This is a genomic window from Bacillus clarus, from assembly GCF_000746925.1.
In the GTDB taxonomy this organism is placed as follows: Bacteria; Bacillota; Bacilli; order Bacillales; family Bacillaceae_G; genus Bacillus_A; species Bacillus_A clarus.
Window position 1 is genome coordinate 657249 of sequence record NZ_JMQC01000008.1, and the last position, 19841, is coordinate 677089.

The following is a 19841-nucleotide window of genomic DNA, read 5'->3' on the forward strand; positions in this document are numbered from 1 at the left end:
GTACATACTCATCATTTAATTAAAAAATATGCTTTATATTCGATCATTTTTTCAATACATCTTTCTCGATAGCACTTTGTTTCTGGTAACAAGAAAAATACGCAAACCCAACAAATCCAGCTCCACCAATTACATTTCCGATAAAGACAGGAACAAAGTTTTTCGCAAGATCCATCCACGTAAGATGACCAGCAAAAATAACTGCTGAAATGACAAACATATTTGCTACTACTTGCTGAAATCCAATTACTACAAATGCCATAATAGGAATCCAAATTCCAACAATCTTCCCAATCAAATCGTTCGTTCCATAAGCCAACCAAATTGCAAGACAAACGAGCCAGTTACAACCGATTGCTAAAATTAAAGTTCTCCCAAACGATTCATGTAACTTATCTTGAGCTATCGCTATCGTTTTATTTAAGTATGCCCCCTCTGTTAGCCCACCAAGGTGACCGAAACAATAAGCTACGAAAAGTGCACCCGCAAAGTTAGTTAAAGTAATCCAAACCCAATTATTTAACACATTTTTCAATGAAATTTTCCGTGCATACAGTGCCATGGACAGTGACATCATGTTTCCCGTAATTAATTCTCCTCCTGCTAAGACAACGAGCATAAGTCCTATAGGAAAAACCGCTCCTCCTATAAAATTCACTAAACTTCCCCATTGCTGAGGTACATTACCTAGAACGCGAATATTAAGCAAAAATCCTAACGAGATGAATGCCCCTCCTAAAAAGCCGAGAATAAGCATTACGGATAGCGATTGCCTTACCTTTTGAACACCGGATTCAATCACAAGCTCAGCGATTTGTTCCGGTTTATGAAATGCCATAACCAATTCCTCCATTTTTCCAATTAAAAAAGCAGCTTCAAAAAACCTTAACAAAGTAAGGATTTTTGAATGCTGCTTAATCTCCCTGCATGTCTCTTACAGAGATATCAATCATCATTTTTACTATAAAATAGAAAATCTGCAAAACTTGCACACTTTCCACTTCGCGCTATTTGCTGTAACAAAAAAGAATCTACAAACAGCCTTCTTTCATAGTGATTTCTCAACCACCAATATGCGACATTTCAATTTTTGGCAATGTTTTTTTATTTGTATTGCTTAGCCGTTCATCTGAATAGCGATCTGAACGATTATTCCAAATATCACGAATAGCATCGGTAATCTCCTCATCAGTATACCCAGAACGAAGTAATTCTCTAAGATCATTTCCTTTAGAAGCAAACAAACAAGTATATAATTTTCCTTCTGCGGAAATACGAGCTCTTGTACATGATGAACAGAAAGAATTTGTTACAGATGAAATAATTCCTATTTCCTCATCACTACCAATATAACGATAGCGAGTAGCAACTTCACCAGGATAGTTTGCTTCAATTCGTTCCAGCGGCATAACTTTATGAATCATCTCTAATATCTCTTGTTTAGAGACTACCTCTCCTAATTCCCAGCCGTTAAAATTACCGACATCCATATATTCAATAAACCGAAGAATGTGCTTATTCTCTTTAAAGTATTGCGCCATCTGAACGATGTCCTGTTCATTTTTTCCTTTTTGAACAACCATGTTCATTTTAATTTTCATCCCGACTTCCGCTGCAGCCTGTATTCCTCCAAGAACCGTTTTCACTTTACTTCTATTCCCATTTAAATAAGCAAAACGTTCTTCGTCCAAAGAATCCAAACTAACTGTCACACGTGATAAACCCGCCTTATATAAATCAGGAGCAAATTTCTTAAGTAAAGATCCATTTGTAGTCAAACCGATATCCTCTACTCCATCAATTTTGTTAAGTCGCTGGATTAGTTCAGGAAGATTTTTCCGAAGTAAAGGCTCTCCCCCAGTAATACGCAACTTTCTTACACCTAAAGAAACGAAAATACGTGTCATCCTTTCAATTTCATCAAAAGATAAAATTTTATCATTAGACAAAAAAGAATAATCCGGACCAAATATTTCCTCCGGCATACAATATCGACAGCGAAAATTACAGCGATCGGTAACAGAAATACGTAAATCCTTTAAAGGACGGTGCAATTTGTCTAATGTGACAGATTTCATGTTTGTTGCCTCGCTTTTACATATTTTATAATTCCGTACAAGTTTTATTCTCTAGCCAGTTTGCATTTATTTCATATTTACAACCCGCTCTGAATGAGTATATACATTTAAAGATTGATTACGAATAAAACCTATTGTCGTAATTCCTAACTGTTCTGCTAGCTCTAGTGCTAATTCAGTGGGAGCGGATTTTGACAATATTACTTCACAGCCAATTTTCGCAACTTTTAACAAGATTTCAGAAGATATACGGCCACTAAAAACAATAATTTTATCACCAATAGAAATATTATTTTTTAAACAATGGCCATAAATTTTATCTAAAGCATTATGTCTTCCTATATCCATTCGGCTTAAAATAATCCCATTCACATCGCATAAAGCTGCATTATGAACCCCGCCTGTATACTGAAAAGTAGTCGCAGATTGCTGCATATCATTCATTAATCGAAAACAATCCTGCGCAGAGATCTTTACGCGAATATCATTCATCTTCTTCGCAGTCAGCGCATCGTTTGCGAAAACAAATCCTTGTCTACTCATTCCACAGCATGAAGTAATATAACGCTTATTTTGGATGTCACGATAATAAGGATTAATTTTTGTCGTTTTTACATGTACATATCCTTCTTTATCCTGTACCCATATTTCATCAATGTCTTCATACTTTCGGATAATACCTTCAGATGCTAAAAAGCCTATTACCATATCTTCAATATACTCTGGAGTACTAACCATTGTAACAAATTCCTGTCCGTTCATTTTAACCGTAACTGGAAACTCTGTTACAATGCTGTCCTCTATATGCTTAAATTCCCCTTGCTCATACCGGAAGATTTCCCGTTCCACCTGTATCGATTTCACGATCAATATCCTTCTCTCACGTTATATTTTTATCAAAGACAAATACTGAAACTGCAATATCTTCGTCTACTTTCATATCCGAAAACAGATGAACTAATTTTGCCCCAACAAGGTTCTCCAAATGTTCACGAGAATTAACAGCATAAACTTCCTGAATCATTTTCGTTCTAGCCATATGAACCATTTCCGCGCCATCCAAAGTTCCCGAAATGAATTTCTCAGTAGGTGTCAAATTCCCATAAAGTGTGGCAATAGCCATATTCTCAGCAAATACAGTATGAATTCGTTCCGGCCCTTTTCCGAACAAATCTTTTCGAAGCTTTCGTATCATATCGTTAAATTCATGTACCATTTTTGACATACTTGCATTCCTCCCCAGTTAATCAATAATAAAGTGAAACTTTAATCAGCGGGGGTTTTCTTCATCCCCCACTGATTATTAGCCCACACCAATCGGGATTTTATGGGCAGTTAATCTCCCGCCTAACCTCTTTGCCTCCAATGAGTTTTGAGGCGGGAGTCTTACTGCCCTCAAATAGCGGGATAATTTTCCGAATACTACTTTATCATAAACATTGTAACAAACTGACCTTTTCGTCTGAATTATTCACTCAAATAATTAGACGCAAAAACTCATCTTTTGGAATTATTTCAAACATGCATACAACATATGAAATAATATTATTGTTGTTTACCTATTCGTCTTTTAACCCTTTACCCATGCCTTTTAAGAAATGAAGTCCGAATCCGATAGCACGATTAATATCTGGATCCTTAAGTACTTTCATAAGGTCCAGTATTCCTACTTTTTTATTACTTTGCAGATGCTGGTTTCCTTCATCCATACCCGTTAATACACTACTTACAAGTTTTTTAGTAAGCTCCGGATTAAGTTCTGTTAAAGCTCCTGCAGCGCCCATCATATTATTAATTAAATTTGTAACTGGTTCACGAGTAACTTGTCCTAGAACAATTTTTGCGATTGGTTCTTTCGCTTTAAGCATAGAATTTGCTGCTTCTAGCACTCCAATGTCATTCAGTTCACCTACAATATTAAACATTTGATTTAAAGCTTCTTCATTATTAGCTAAGAGTAGCTTTAAATCTTCTAGCTTTTGTTGTTTTTGTTCTTCCTCAGTTAGCTCCTGCTTTTGGATCGCTTTAATAGGTGCTGCCATATTCTTTTCTCCTCCCTAGTTATCCGTTAAGTGTACGTATCCTGGACGAGCCCACTTGCGATTTACCTCAATCCCATTTTGAGGGTGACGCTTTTTATTACGAGGATTCGCTTTTGGCATCGGATTTTCACCTTCTACTTGTAACACTTCCATACGAACTTTCGTTTGTTTATATGCAGGCGTATTCGTACGTTGATCGACCGCAGGACCCGTTAGGAAATTAATCGCTGATTCTTTATCAGTCGAGTTCATCGGTAAATAAAGCTCATTTGCTTTTACACGATCCGTTACAAGTGCACGTAATTTAAGTGCTCCAAAAGGAGAAACAAGGCGTACTAACGAACCAGTTTTGACTCCACGTTCCCCTGCAAGTTCTGGAGAAACTTCAACGAAAACAACAGGCACTTTAGCTTGAATACCATTTGATTTATTTGTCATGTTACCTTCATGAAAATGTTCAAGCATACGACCATTATTAATATGAAGATCGTATTCCGCTGGGAATTCAGCAGGGCGTACCCAGTCAGCTATCGCGAAACGAGCTTTTTTGTCTGGGAAGTTAAATCCATCTTGGAAAAGAAGCGGTGTATTCGTTCCTTCAAAACTTCCCCAATGGAAACTGTTCCAGCCTTCAAGCACTTCATAGTTTGCTTTTGCGAAAAGTGGCGATAAACTTGCCATTTCAGCAAAGATTTCACTTGGATGGCTATAATTCCAGTTTGCGCCTAATTTATTTGCAATCGCTTGTACGATCCACCAGTCTGGTTTCGCATCTTCCAGCGTAGGAAGTACTTGATATAGTCTTTGTACACGACGCTCTGTATTTGTAAAAGTACCTTCTTTTTCAAGAGATGGCGCTACTGGTAATACTACATCGGCATATTGAGCAGTTTTAGAAAGGAAAACATCTTGAACGACAAAGAAATCCAGACTTGATAAAACTTCATGTACATGATTTGCGTTAGAGTCTACAAGGGCCATATCCTCGCCAACAAGATACATAGCTTTCATTTTCCCTTCTTCAATTGCGTGAAGCATTTGAATGTTGTTGAGACCTGGTTTGTTATCAATTTTCACCCCGTAAGCTATTTCAAATTTTGCACGTTCTATATCGTCGGTAACGTGCTGATACCCTGGAAGCCATCCTGGGAGAGTTCCCATATCACAAGCACCTTGTACATTGTTATGACCTCGAAGCGGATACGCACCAGCACCTGGACGACGATAATTTCCTGTTGCAAGAAGTAAGTTTGAAATCGCAGCCGAAGTATCTGAACCACCCGTATTTTGAGTTACACCCATTCCCCAAAGAATACAAGTACCGTCTGCATCACGAATCATTTCTGCCATTTGAACGAGAGTTTCTTTTGAAATGCCTGTAATCTTCTCTGCATATTCAAGTGTATATTCTGCCAGACTATCTTTGAAATCTTCAAAGAAGTTTACATTCTCATCGATAAACTGTTGATCATGCCAGCCTTGATCAATCATATATTTGGTAACAGCCATTAACCACACTTGGTCTGTTCCTTGCTTTGGACTAATAAAGATATTTGAACGCTCTGCCATTTCGGTTTTACGCAGATCGGCAACAATTAGTTTTTGACCGTGAAGTTTATGCGCACGTTTCACACGAGTAGCTAACACTGGATGACCTTCTGTTGGATTTGAGCCCACGATAATAACAAGGCCTGCTTGTGCAATATCTTTAATTGTTCCTGCATCTCCGCCCATACCAATTGTACGGAACAATCCATCTGTTGCTGGTGATTGACAATAACGAGAGCAGTTATCAACGTTGTTCGTTTCGAACACTTGTCGAGCTAATTTTTGAATAACATAATTGTCTTCGTTCGTAATTTTAGAAGAAGAGATAAAACCTACAGAACCTTTACCATATTGTTGTTTAATGGAGCCTAATTTATTTGCAACTAAATCCAGTGCTTCTTCCCAAGTTGATTCAACAAATGTTCCACTTTTACGAATTAAAGGCTTAGTGAGGCGTTCTTCAGAATTTACGAAATCCCAACCAAATTTTCCTTTTACACAAGTAGAAATTGCGTTAACCGGCGCCTCAGAAGTTGGTTGTACTTTAAGAATTTTACGTCCTTTCGTCCACACTTCAAATGAGCACCCTACACCACAGAACGTACATACCGTTTTCGTTTTCTTCGTACGAGTTTCGCGCATCGCAGCTTCTACTTCTGACACAGCGAAAATACCGCTGTACCCGGGTTCAACTTCTTTTATAAGATCAACCATAGGCTCAAGAATGTCCGGCTTCAGCCCAGTCATAAATCCAGCTTCACCAAGCATAGATTTCTCCATTAAAGCATTACAAGGACAAATCGTTACACATTGACCGCAGCTTACACATGAAGAATCGTTAATAGCCGCTCCGTCGTCCCAAATAACACGAGGGCGCTCTGCCTCCCAATCAATAGATAACGTTTCGTTTACTTGCAAGTTTTGACAAACCTCTACACATTGACCGCATGCAATACATTGATTCGGGTCATAGCGATAAAATGGATGAGACATGTCAACCTCACTCACATCTACTTTTGGCTTGTAAGGATATTTTTGATGCTCAATTTCCATTAATTCTGCCGTATTATGCAATTTACAGTTCCCATTATTGTTGTCACAGACCGTACAGTAAAGTAAATGGTTTTCCAATAAGCGGTCCATCGCCTCTGTTTGTGCTGCCTTGGCACTAATAGAGGACAACTCAATATTCATACCGTTCGTCGCTACTGTCGAGCAGGATCGCACAAGTTTTCCATCAACTTCTACAATACAAGTATCACATGTTTGAATAGGATCCACTTCAGGCACATAACAGATTTGTGGATGTTCAATCTCATTCTGATTAATGATGCCTAAGATAGTTGAACCCGGCTTAGCACTATATTCTTTGCCGTCGATTGTAATATGAACCATGCTGTCGTTCATGGTCTTTCCCCCTTTTTAAGAATAAAAAAACTCCACCACGAAAATATACGTACCGAATTAATAGGTACGCTATCATCATGGTGGAGTAGTTTATTAGCACATCTTGCTAAAATACCAGTCCATTTATTCATAAATAAAATGATAGATTCATAACAGGTCATATCACGATTCCATCTTTACCACTATAATTATATCGTTTAATACAAAAATACACAATATAAAAATTACAAAAAAGGGCACAGCACTGATGAAGTGACCTTTTTGGATATATTTGCTTAATCACGCAGCTATGCATTGACAGGCATACTTGCACCGTATGCTGCTGAACCTTTGGTTCATTAACTTTGCAGCCTCCATCCGTTTCAACATAGAAGTAAGTGTTCCTCTATACCTAGATTCAGTAAATCTCCTTCAAAACGCTCCAGATATGAGAAATTCACTCAAACCGTTCTATGGTCAAAGGGTAGCAACACAATATAGTGATTTGATAAAAGATCACTTAGTAATAGCTTAGAACCTTGTAAAAGCAGCAAAGGCTGGCAACCAAAATCAACTTTTCCTACTCTGTTCATTCCACTCATTCTCCTTATACAAAAAATTTTATTATTTATATACTTTAATTATAAAGATAATTACTACTGTTATTTATCCAACCTAACAAAAGCATTTCCCCTACTTACATGTATGACTTTAAACTTCAATAAACTCACTTTCCTGTATACCACGGGTTTAAGTGTATGAGTACTTCATCTACTTCTGGATCATGTTTCATAATAGCCGTTTTTATCTCTCTACAAATATCGTGTCCTTGTTGGATACTTAAATAGGCCGGAACACTAATCCTAACATCAATCAAAATATAGTGGCCATGTTCACGAGCACGCATTCTATCAATCCTTTGCACCAATGGATGTGCCTGAATTATTTTCTTATATTCACTACATTTCTCAGTAGGTAGACCACCTTCCATTAATATATATACAGCTTCTTTCCCCATACTAATTGCAAGCTTTAAAACAAAAAAGGAAACAATTATACCAGCTAACGGATCACCATAAGCTGCATATGGGATTGGAAATATATTGTTTAACAAAGCAATTCCAATTCCAATAACAGCAGCAATTGAAGCATAAACATCAGCAAGATGGTCATAAGCAGTTGCGATAAGACCTTTACTATTTGCTTTTTGACCAATCCGTATTGTATATACATATAAGATTTGTTTCCAAACTAAAGAAACAATAGCCGCTATAAAAGCAATCATATGAGGCTCAGTCGCTGGATGGAATAATGCTTTTATTGATTCGTATGCCATAAATAAAGCTGCTAGAGTTAAAATAATAGCTACAATTCCTGAGGAAATGACTTCTGCTTTACCATGGCCATAGGGATGATCCTCATCAGCTGGTTGGTTTGAAATTTTCATTGACCCCAATGATGCTACCGATGCTACAACATCAGCAGCATTATGAATTCCATCAGCTAATAATACCTGACTTTTAAAAAGTAAACCTACTATAATTTTGATAAAAGTTAAAAATATATTGCTAATTACACTAATCCACGCTGCCAATAAAGAAGATTTCCGGTTTCCATTCATACTTATCCTCACCTTACCTTCACTCTTTGTTCATAAACTATAATTAGTTGATTTGATTTCATAGTGTATTACTTACCTATCTACCTCTCAAGATATTATAATGAAAAATGCACTATACCCCACAACTTTTAAAGCTCTTTCATACATTATCAAATAAAAAGTGGGTGGGTCTATACAAACATTTTTTCCTGACAGTATAGATTTAAACTGTAACTTACTTTGTTTCCTTTCTCCTGATTTGTTGCACAACATAAAAAAAGCATGACATTTTGATATCATGCTTCTTACAATATGTTTCACAACAAAAATCACTTTAATATACAACTATGTTGTAACTTCACAGATGTTCAACCTAAAACATTTTTATAACAGGACAAAAGTTATGAATAAAAAAAGAAGCGATTTACTTCTATCGCTTCTTTTTCTTAACTCGATATTTTATCCAAATAATAAAAAGTAACTTATTATTTCCTTTTAAGTTTTCTCTCAACACACCCTCACTACATAACTCTCTTAAACATTTTCTCCAATTCATAAGTAGAATGATGCACAAGAATCGGTCTACCGTGCGGACATGTGTATGGGTTTGTTGTTGTGCGAAGTTCTTCGAGTAAGGCGAATATTTGGTCGTTCGTTAAATATTGATTCGCCTTAATCGATGCTTTACAGCTCATCATAATGGCTGCTTCTTCGCGTAGTTTTTTTATATCAACCTTTTTTAATTTGACTACTTGCTGCATCATTTCGTCGATGATTTCTGTTTCTTGCCCTTTCGGGAACCACGTTGGATGCGAGCGAACAATAAAGGATTGGTGGCCAAATTGCTCTAAAAATAACCCTACTTTTTGTAGTTCCTCTAATTGTTCTTCGACGCGCAAAAATTCAGTGAGAGATAGATCGATACGGTACGGTACAAGTAGTTCTTGTACTTCTTGCGCTACTCTCCCTACTTTATCACGGAAATATTCATAATTGATTCGCTCCTGCGCAGCGTGCTGATCAATCATATATAGCCCTTTATCGTTTTGAGCGAAAATATATGTTCCATGCATTTGTCCAATGGGATAAAGTGGTGGTAAATCATTACCGTTCATTTCAATCTCTTTGATTTCTTGAACTTCTTCTTCTAATTCCTCTAATTCAAAGTCCTCTTCGCTACTGTTCCATGATTTCTCTTCTCGAATCGGTTCTTCGATTACCGGTTTGGTAGATGGTTGCCAGCCTTCTTCTTCTCTTACGAGTGACTGTGGTGGCTGCCATTCCTGCTTCGGTGGTTGCCAAAGTTGTGCTGGCTGTTTCACAGTCGTTGTTTCTTCTTGTTTTTCATCCATTCCAGTCGGTAAAATGATATTAGGCATAGGTGGTTCTTTCGGTTTTGCATGCTCGAAATGAAACTGCTCTTGCACACTTTCATCTTTTTCTTTCTTCTTCGTTGTCACACCCGCATCTGGAATGAGTTGTATTTTTTTGAATGCATCTTGCAATGTTTCTTCAATAAGCTTTAGTAATTCTTGTTCTTTACTAAAACGCACTTCTAATTTCGCTGGATGCACGTTCACATCAACTAGCATTGGATCCATCTCAATTGATAAGAAACCAATTGGATATCGTCCAACTGGAAGGAGTGTATGATACCCTTGCTGTATAGCTTTCATTAATACGTAATTTCGAACGTAACGGCCATTCACGATCGTTGACATGTAGTTACGAGATGCTCTCGTTACTTCTGGCAATGTTACGTAACCACGAATAGTAAAGTCTAATGATTCTGCTTCTATCGGAATAAGTTTTTTTGCAACTTGAATGCTATAAATAGCTGCAAGTACTTGTCTTACATCCCCGTTCCCTGATGTATGAAGCAATTTTTTTTCATTATGAAACAGTTTTAAAGATACTTCTGGATGTGACATCGCAATACGATACACAATGTCTGTAATGTTCCCAAGCTCTGTATGAATGGTCTTCATATATTTAAGACGCGCTGGTGTATTAAAGAACAGGTTTTGAACGGTGATATCTGTTCCCTTTCGACTTGCCGTCTTCTCTTGTTTTATAATTTCTCCACCTTTAATAATAAGGCGTGTACCCGGTGCATCCCCTGTGCTTGTGATTAGTTCTAATTCACTTACAGAGGCGATACTCGGCAGGGCCTCTCCGCGAAAACCAAGCGTTCTTATACGAAACAAATCATTTTCATCTTTAATCTTACTTGTCGCATGTCGTTCAAAGGCAACAATACAATCTTCTTCCGCAATACCATCTCCATTATCGATGATGCGAATCTTCGATAATCCAGCTTCTTCTAAGTGGATTTCAATAGATGTACTATTCGCATCGATGGAATTTTCCACGAGTTCCTTTACAACTGAGGCAGGGCGTTCTACTACTTCCCCTGCCGCAATTAAGTTAGAGAGTTGATCATCGAGTTTGCGAATTTTCCCCATCTACTTACTCATCCTTTCTTTAATTTTTTCTGTAAACGATACAGTTCATTCATCGCTTCTAAAGGCGTCATATCAAGTAAATCAATCTTTTTAATTTGCGCAAGTACTGCCGTTTCTTTTGAATCTAGCGCAGGCTTGTCTTGTTTTTCCGAAGACTTTTCTACCCCAAAGAAAGATAGTTGTGATTCTTCTTCTGTTACTTCTTTCTCTTCCTGTATATCTGCTGGTGCTTCTTTTACAATAACCGGTTCTGTTACAACTTCTTGTACTTTCACTTCTACTCGTTTCGGAATAATAATTTCTTCTTGTCCTTCTAATTGGGCTAATACTTCTTTCGCACGAGCGATTAAGCTATCTGGAAGTTCAGCTAGCTGTGCAACGTGAATCCCGTAACTCTTATCTGCCGCACCATCTTGAATTTTATGAAGGAAAACAACTTTCCCATTTTCTTCGATAGCTGAAACGTGTACATTTTTTAATTGTTCTAAACTATCTTCTAAAACTGTTAATTCATGATAATGTGTTGAGAATAATGTCTTCGCACCAATTTGATCATGAATATGTTCAATGATCGCTTGTGCAAGTGCCATACCATCATACGTAGATGTACCTCGTCCAATTTCATCAAATAAAATTAAACTTCTTTCTGATGCGTTTGCAATCGCATTTTTCGCTTCTAACATTTCGACCATAAATGTACTTTGACCAGAGATCAAGTCGTCCGCTGCACCAATTCTTGTAAAGATTTGGTCAAATACAGGTAATACTGCTTCTGTCGCTGGTACAAAGCAACCGATTTGTGACATAACAGTTACAAGTGCTAATTGACGCATATACGTACTTTTACCAGACATGTTCGGCCCTGTAATTAAAAAGACGTCCATATTTTCTGGCATGACACAGTCATTCGGTACATACAATTTCCCGTTCAATACTTTTTCAACAACAGGATGACGACCATCTTTAATAAAGATTTCGCGTTTATTCGTTAACATTGGTTTTACGAATTGTTCTTCTTCACTAACTGTCGCAAAGCTTTGCAGTACGTCTAGCTCACTAATTACTTTCGCTAAATGTTGTAATTTCGGAATAAACACTTTTACTTCTTCACGAAGTACAGTGAATAAATCATATTCTAGTTGTACAATTTTTTCTTCTGCTTCTAAAATTAAGGTTTCTTTTTCTTTTAATTCATCTGTAATGAAACGCTCAGCATTTGCAAGTGTTTGTTTGCGCTCATAGCGACCTTCTGGAAGCGCTGCAAGGTTCGCCTTTGTCACTTCAATGTAATAGCCGAAAATACGGTTATAACCGATCTTTAACGATTTGATTCCCGTAATATCACGCTCTCGTTTTTCAAGCTCTGCAATCCACGTTTTTCCGTTTTTACTAACATATCGATATTGATCAAGCTTGTCATTATATCCGTCTTTAATAATGTCTCCATCTTTAATAGAAAGCGGTGGGTTTTCTTGAATACTTCTCCCTAGTAATTCTGTTAAGCTCTCACATGGATCAGCACCTTGAATTAATCTTGCTGCATAAGAATTATCTAAAAGACTAATCGCTTCTAAAATTGCTGGCACTTGAAGTAAAGAACGTCTTAACTGTAATAAGTCTCGTGCATTTACACTACCATAAGCAACCTTTCCTGCTAAACGTTCTAAGTCATATACTTCTTTTAGTTTTTCTTTTAAATCTTCACGTAAGAAATAATCATTTACAAATGTTTCAACCATTTCTAAACGCTCTTCAATTTTTTCTTTCTGTATAAGCGGACGTTCCATCCACTGTTTTAACATACGCCCACCCATAGCTGTTTTCGTTTTATCTAATAGCCATAATAATGAACCTGTTTTTTCCTTCGTTCGAAGGGTTTCAGTTAACTCTAAATTACGTTTCGAATGCACATCAATTTTCATAAATTGATTTGTATAATAAATATCCACTGGCTGCAGATGATCTAATGAACGTTTTTGTGTTCTTAATACGTAATTAAATAAGCGCCCAACTGCTTTGATTAATTTCGTTTGCGAAACAGTTTTCACAAGATGTTCTAATCCTTCAGGAATTGTTGTTACATCTTCATATGAAATCGTCATTTTTAATGTTTCGGTTAACTTATTTAATTCATCTTTTGAAAAGGTAGAATCTACAACGATTTCTTTTGACCCAGTTGCATATACTTCTAATAAAATGTCTTCTACTGAACCTGTTAATAATGTCACAGTATTTTGTCCTGTAGTTAAGTCATTACAAGCTAACGCATAAGATCCATCTTCAAAATGTGTTAATGCTGCTAAGAAGTTATTTTCTTTTTCATCAATTGTGCGACCTTCCATCATCGTTCCTGGTGTAATTAATTGCACAACTTCACGACGCACAACACCTTTAGCTGTTTTTGGGTCTTCAACTTGCTCGCAAACTGCTACTTTATATCCTTTTTCAACAAGTTGTTCAATATAGTTTTTAGCCGCATGGTATGGCACACCACACATCGGTATACGTTCACTACTACCACCATCTCGACTCGTTAATGTAATTTCAAGTTCATGAGCTGCTTTAACCGCATCTTCAAAGAACATTTCATAAAAGTCACCTAAGCGAAAAAATAAAAAGGCATCTTGATAGTCTGCCTTGACCTTTAAATACTGTTGTATCATAGGGGTATATTGCGCCATTTCGTTCCTCCATAATTCTTGCATAATGTGCATATATTTATATGCCGCACTTCACGGACACTCTTATCTCCTATTACAGGAGTCTCCCCTCATTATAGCACATTTTCATATAGAAACATGTGCATTCCGCATCACTTATGTAATGTAAAAAAGCTAGGAAGAACTTCTCCCTAGCTTTCTATTACTCTTCTTCTGCATCTACAATAAAGTTTGGATCTAACTCTTCAAACTCATCATCATCAATTTCAAACTCCGAATCAGACTCTGGGCATCCATCAGGATTTACACTTACGCAAATTTTTGTTTCTCCAACTACTTCCGTAACAAATTCACGTTCTACTGTTACTACAATTTTGTTACCATTTGGTGAAACAATAGCTTCTAAACAATTTGGATGTTGAATAACGCGAGCAATAATCTCTAAATCGTCACCAGAGAAATTTTTATCACGGTAACCAATATTTACTTCATCTGTGTAGTTTACACGTTCTGTTACAACTTCTGTTTTTGTGTTTTCATCAAATGAATACCACGTGTTCACATCATAAAACCCTTCAATTTCTACTGACTTTCCATTCTTTCTCGCTTCGTATGTGTGGTTAATTACCCAGCACCCTAAAATGCTTGTTGGCTCATTATTCGATTCACATGTATGCGTTGACTTTGTATACTTACGTCCTTTTCCAACTACTGCTTTTGTAATAATCTCTCTAAATTCGGACATTCGTAACCCTCCTCAATCACTATTCACTTAATCATATGCGTGACAATAGCGGAATGTGTCATTCTTTTTTTCAGAACAATTCGCATTATGATAACTACAAAAAAAGAGATGTCAATAAGACATCTCTTTAGCAACCGCAATTTCCTTTTTTACTTTCCACTTCCGCGCCAGTTTCCCCTTTTAACACATTACCACCAGTTGAAATTAAAATTTCATCCGTTACATTGTTAGAAATGGTATTTGCAACTAATTGTAACAAATCATTTACATATGTTTGTGAAGATTTGAATTCTTGTACAACCGGAATACTATCCAATTTATCTTGAATAGCATCAATCTCCGCTTCTACTTTTTTCAAAGCTTCCCATTTTCCATAATGTTGTAAGTTTACTGCTTGTTTTTGCAATGCTTTAATTTCATCAATTGCACGTTTTACATTTTCATTTTTATGAATTTGTGCTTCTGCACGCTTGAAGAAATCAACTTCTTCTGTGTCAGAAATCATTTTTGCTAATTCTTTCGCTTGCTCAACAATTTCATCTTTTGTGTATACTTTCATCTATTATTTCACCTCAATCGGCTCCTCAACCAATTCCCCGTTAAGAGACCAAGTTTTTGCTTCTGTTACTTTTACTTTCACAAGCTGACCAATTAAAGATTTTGGAGCAACAAAGTTTACAAGCTTGTTCGTACGCGTATAACCCGCAAGTACTTCAGGATTGTTCTTACTCTCTCCATCAACTAATACTTCTACAATTTTTCCTTTGTATCGCTTATTCTTTTCTATAGCATATTCATTAACTAATGCGTTTAAACGTTGTAAACGTTCTTTCTTCACTTCCATCGGTACGTTATCTTTCATTTTTGCAGCTGGCGTACCTTCACGAGGCGAATAAATAAATGTAAATGCAGTATCAAATTCTACTTCTCGATATAATGACATTGTTTCTTCAAATTGTTCATCTGTTTCATTTGGGAAACCTACGATAATATCCGTTGTGAATACAGCGTCCGGAACTGCCTTTTTAATTTTGCGTACAAGTTCTAAATAATGCTCTCTTGAATATTTACGTGCCATAATTTTAAGCATATCTGTGCTACCAGATTGCACCGGTAAGTGGATGTGTTCTACTAAATTACCACCTTTTCCAAGCACCTCAATTAAGCGATCATCAAAATCACGTGGATGGCTCGTTGTAAAACGAATACGTGCCACATCAATTTTTCGAAGTTCATCCATTAAATCGCCAAGGCCGTATTCTAAATCTTCAAAGTCTTTACCGTATGCATTTACATTTTGCCCAAGTAGCGTAACTTCTTTATAACCGTTCGCAGCTAAATGGCGAACTTCCTTAATAATGTCTTCAGGACGTCGGCTACGCTCTTTCCCACGCGTATACGGTACGATACAATATGTACAGAATTTGTCGCAACCATACATGATATTTACCCAAGCTTTAATATCACCGCGACGTACTTTCGGAAGGTTTTCAATTACATCCCCTTCTTTTGACCAAACTTCAACTACCGTCTCTTTCGAGAACATCGCATCTTTTAAAATATATGGTAATCTATGAATGTTATGTGTACCAAATACCATATCTACATGCTGGTTTTTTTGCATAATTTTATTTACAACAGATTCCTCTTGAGACATGCAGCCGCATACACCAATTAAAAGATCCGGATTTTTTCGTTTTAATGCTTTTAAATGACCTAGCTCTCCGAATACTTTATTCTCAGCATTTTCACGAATGGCACAAGTATTTAAAAGAATTACATCTGCATCTTCTGTTGAAAATGTTGGCTCATATCCAAGTGCTGTAAAAATACCAGCCATTACTTCTGTATCATGCTCGTTCATTTGGCAACCATATGTACGAATATAAAACTTTCTTCCTGTACCAAAGTTACGAAACTCTTCTGATAACCCAAAGTCGCGTTCAATTTTAACTTCTTCTTTCCCACGTTTTTTCGCATCCTTCAAAGAAGGAGGCTGATATACGTTTTCAAAATATTTACTATAATCTTTTTCTTCTTTTTTCATAGAGGAATTTGCTTGTTGACTTGCTAATCGTTGTTGCTCGTTCATCGGTAATCTCCTTTCAACCTTAACTCTACACACTCTGTAGTCTATTTTAATGCGCTTAGAACTAACTTAATGACTTAGAATAGTTTGAGAGATAACTTGCCCTTTGAAACTTGAGTAATCGATCTAACCATCCATAAGAATGTAGTCTTTCCCACACAAATAGACATTCCCTTTTTTGTCGCTTCATCTTGTCCTTTTCAAAAGCATATTGCTTTATCCCTATACACATTATCATAGTATAGGGTGTTTAGCCAATTTTAACAACAAAGAGGCCACACCCTACCTTACATCTTATAGAGAACGAACACGCTATTTTCATACAATGATTCCCCTTATTATTTTATCATTCTGAATTTTCCAAGTAAATAAATCACTTTAAGATTGTTTCATATTTCTTTCCAACATTTTTAGATCATGAAAAAAAGCTGCCAGTTGGCAGCTTCCTCTTCTATCTTTCATTACATAAATTCAGCAACAAGCTCATCAAACATTTTCTGATTCATATTTAAATCAGCTTGCACTAAAGGCTTTTCACTATAACCTTTCACAAGTTCTTGATAAGAAGGCTGTTCTGTATTTTGATAAATTAAACCTGTTACTAACCCGTTATTTTCCATTAATGTTTGCATTGCCATCATGCGATTAGATGGATCATATCCTTCTACTGTACTTAGTTTCGTTAAATTCTCTTTAAACCAATCATAAGTGTTTACTTTATTGTACGTAACACATGGACTAAATACGTTAATTAATGAAAAGCCTTTATGATTAATACCAGCTTCAATAATCTGTGTTAATTCTTTTAAATCGCTTGAAAAGCTTTGTGCCACAAATGTCGCACCAGCTGTTAAAGCCATTTCCATAACATTTAGTGATGGTTCAATTGAACCTTGTGGTGTACTTTTTGTTTTAAATCCAGCTTCACTACGTGGTGAAGTTTGACCCTTTGTTAAACCGTAAATTTGGTTATCCATTACGATATACGTAATGTCAATGTTACGACGAATAGAATGGATTGTATGTCCCATGCCAATCGCAAAACCATCACCGTCACCACCAGATGCGATAACTGTTAAATCACGGTTTGCCATTTTCACACCTTGTGCAATTGGAAGAGCACGTCCATGAATACTATGCACACCATATGAATTAATATAACCTGAAATACGACCTGAACAGCCGATACCAGAGATAACAGCTAATTCATCTGGGTTTAAACCAACGTTAGCTGCGGCACGTTGAATCGCAGCTTGCACTGAAAAGTCTCCGCAACCTGGGCACCAGTTTGGTTTTACACTGTTACGAAAGTCCTTAAATGTTGCCATTTAATACAACCCCTTTTTTGCATTCGTTGTAAATCTCTTTTGGTAAGAATGGATTTCCGTCATATTTTAACAGACTAGAAATCTTCTCACCATTGCCAAGATTCATCTTCATAATGTTAGCAAGTTGACCAGTTGCATTATTCTCTACTACAACAATACGTTTTGCACTCTTTACAAGTGGATCGATTTCAGCTGTTGGGAATGGATGAATTAAACGCACATGAGCGTGGTTTACTTTCAACCCTTCCTGCTCTAAACGTTGCATTGCTTCTTCGATCGCACCACGAGTAGAGTTAAAGCCAACTAACAATACATCGGCATCATCATACTTAGCATTTTTGTAAACAGGGGTATTAAATTTCAAGTTCGCCATTTTACGGAAACGTTTGTCCATTTGATCTTTACGATTTAACGCTGATTCAGATGGCTTACCAGTTTCATCATGCTCTACACCTGTAACATGGTGAACACCATTTTTCATACCAGGTAAAACACGTGGTGAAATGCCATCTTCTGTTACTTCATAGCGCTTGAAGTACGCTTTATTTTCACGTTCTGGTAATTCTGCTTGTAAATCAAGCTTACCACGACGAATTTCAACTTTATCTAACTTAAGTGGTTCCACTGTTTGTTTACCTAAAGAAAGCTGTAAATCTGTTAAGAAGATAACAGGTACTTGATATTCTTCCGCTAAGTTAAATGCTTCTACAATATCGTAGAATGCTTCTTCAACAGTACTTGGCGCCATTACGATTTTTGGAATTTCACCATGTGTTCCATAAATCATCGCCATTAGATCCGACTGTTCTTGTTTTGTCGGTAAACCAGTACTTGGGCCACCGCGCTGTGTATCAACAATAACTAACGGTGTTTCTGTAATACCAGCTAATCCGATTGCTTCCATCATTAACGAAAGGCCAGGTCCAGCAGATGCTGTTAATGTACGAACACCAGCATAGTTTGCACCGATAGCCATTGTACAAGCAGCAATTTCATCTTCAGTTTGGATAACCGTCCCGCCTACTTTTGGCAGTTTTTTAATTAAGTATTCCATAATTTCAGACGCAGGCGTAATTGGATATGCAGACATAAAACGAGCACCACCAGCTACTGCGCCAAATGCAATTGCATCGTTCCCAATCATAAACATACGCTTTTGCCCATCAGCCTTTTCAAGCTGCATCATGTTTACTTTTTCACCAAGCAATTCTTTCATATATTGAGAGCCACGTTTAATAGCTTCCATATTCTTTTGAACGACTTGCTCACCTTTACGACCGAAAATTTCTTCAACAACTTCTAAATAAGCTGTTTCGTCTAATCCCAATACCGCACTAGATGCTCCAACAGCAACCATGTTTTTCATTAATGATGTACCTAATTCTGAAGCGATATCTGTAAACGGTATCACATATAGATTTACATCTGTATTATCAGGTATTGTCGGATTAAATTTCGCATCCGCAACAACAATTCCACCTGGACGTAGTTCGTGGAAGTTAAAATCAATTGTTTCTTGATCAAATGCAATTAAAATATCTAAATCATCTGATATCGCGCGTACTTCTGTTGTACTTACGCGAATTTTATTATTTGTATGGCCGCCTTTAATACGTGATGAGAAGTGGCGGTAACCGTATAGGTAATATCCTAATCGGTTTAATGCAATACAGAAGATCTCCCCTGTACTTTCAATTCCTTCACCTTGTTGGCCTCCAACTTTCCATGAAAGTTGACTAATCATCTCCTACACCCCTTTTGGCTGCATTCATTGTAGTGTATTTTTTTACAGTAATAGTTTAGCATTTTTTATGCAAATAAACTACAACGGACGCAAATTATACCTCTTCTGATTTCCCTGAATCTTTAGTATAATCCTATTTCGTTTACCATTCTAGAC

14 protein-coding genes are annotated in these 19841 nt (G+C 36.8%); all 14 read right to left on the reverse strand.

What is annotated here, in order from left to right:
- Window positions 1–43 precede the first annotated feature (43 nt).
- The 14 genes from DJ93_RS04085 to DJ93_RS04155 all read right to left on the reverse strand — a co-directional run bounded on the left by DJ93_RS04085 (window position 44) and on the right by DJ93_RS04155 (window position 19685).
- Window positions 44–838 (reverse strand): formate channel, encoded by a 795-nt coding sequence (locus DJ93_RS04085; protein WP_042979300.1) that lies wholly within the window; start codon window positions 836–838, stop codon window positions 44–46.
- 223 nt (window positions 839–1061) lie between these two features.
- Window positions 1062–2078, reverse strand: a complete 1017-nt coding sequence (gene moaA / locus DJ93_RS04090; RefSeq protein ID WP_042979301.1) for a GTP 3',8-cyclase MoaA — start codon at window positions 2076–2078, stop codon at window positions 1062–1064.
- Between the two features lie 66 nt (window positions 2079–2144).
- Entirely contained in the window at window positions 2145–2942 is a 798-nt protein-coding gene (fdhD, locus tag DJ93_RS04095; RefSeq protein ID WP_042979302.1) for a formate dehydrogenase accessory sulfurtransferase FdhD, read from the reverse strand.
- 16 nt (window positions 2943–2958) lie between these two features.
- Window positions 2959–3303 (reverse strand): Na-translocating system protein MpsC family protein, encoded by a 345-nt coding sequence (locus DJ93_RS04100; RefSeq protein ID WP_042979303.1) that lies wholly within the window; start codon window positions 3301–3303, stop codon window positions 2959–2961.
- 334 nt (window positions 3304–3637) lie between these two features.
- Window positions 3638–4120, reverse strand: a complete 483-nt coding sequence (locus tag DJ93_RS04105; protein WP_042979304.1) for a helical membrane plugin domain-containing protein — start codon at window positions 4118–4120, stop codon at window positions 3638–3640.
- Between the two features lie 15 nt (window positions 4121–4135).
- Window positions 4136–7075, reverse strand: a complete 2940-nt coding sequence (gene fdhF / locus DJ93_RS04110; protein WP_042979305.1) for a formate dehydrogenase subunit alpha — start codon at window positions 7073–7075, stop codon at window positions 4136–4138.
- A 706-nt stretch (window positions 7076–7781) separates the two neighbouring features.
- Window positions 7782–8675: a cation diffusion facilitator family transporter gene (locus DJ93_RS04120; RefSeq protein ID WP_042979307.1), complete on the reverse strand. Its 894-nt coding sequence runs from the start codon at window positions 8673–8675 to the stop codon at window positions 7782–7784.
- A 500-nt stretch (window positions 8676–9175) separates the two neighbouring features.
- Complete coding sequence (mutL, locus tag DJ93_RS04125; RefSeq protein WP_042979308.1) at window positions 9176–11119, reverse strand: DNA mismatch repair endonuclease MutL; 1944 nt, start codon at window positions 11117–11119, stop codon at window positions 9176–9178.
- Between the two features lie 8 nt (window positions 11120–11127).
- Window positions 11128–13800: a DNA mismatch repair protein MutS gene (mutS, locus tag DJ93_RS04130; protein ID WP_042979309.1), complete on the reverse strand. Its 2673-nt coding sequence runs from the start codon at window positions 13798–13800 to the stop codon at window positions 11128–11130.
- A gap of 181 nt (window positions 13801–13981) precedes the next feature.
- Window positions 13982–14524, reverse strand: coding sequence for an outer spore coat protein CotE (gene cotE, locus DJ93_RS04135; protein WP_042979310.1), 543 nt, complete (start codon window positions 14522–14524; stop codon window positions 13982–13984).
- 127 nt (window positions 14525–14651) lie between these two features.
- Window positions 14652–15083 carry a YlbF/YmcA family competence regulator gene (locus tag DJ93_RS04140; RefSeq protein ID WP_042979311.1) on the reverse strand — a complete coding sequence of 144 codons (432 nt, stop codon included), beginning with the start codon at window positions 15081–15083 and terminating at the stop codon, window positions 14652–14654.
- 3 nt (window positions 15084–15086) lie between these two features.
- Window positions 15087–16616: a tRNA (N6-isopentenyl adenosine(37)-C2)-methylthiotransferase MiaB gene (gene miaB / locus DJ93_RS04145; protein WP_042979312.1), complete on the reverse strand. Its 1530-nt coding sequence runs from the start codon at window positions 16614–16616 to the stop codon at window positions 15087–15089.
- Between the two features lie 458 nt (window positions 16617–17074).
- Window positions 17075–17941 (reverse strand): 2-oxoacid:ferredoxin oxidoreductase subunit beta, encoded by an 867-nt coding sequence (locus DJ93_RS04150; RefSeq protein WP_042979313.1) that lies wholly within the window; start codon window positions 17939–17941, stop codon window positions 17075–17077.
- A complete protein-coding gene (locus tag DJ93_RS04155; RefSeq protein ID WP_042979314.1) occupies window positions 17928–19685 on the reverse strand; it encodes a 2-oxoacid:acceptor oxidoreductase subunit alpha in 1758 nt (585 codons plus the stop codon). The genes DJ93_RS04150 and DJ93_RS04155 overlap by 14 nt, the downstream gene beginning before the upstream one ends.
- Window positions 19686–19841 lie beyond the last annotated feature (156 nt).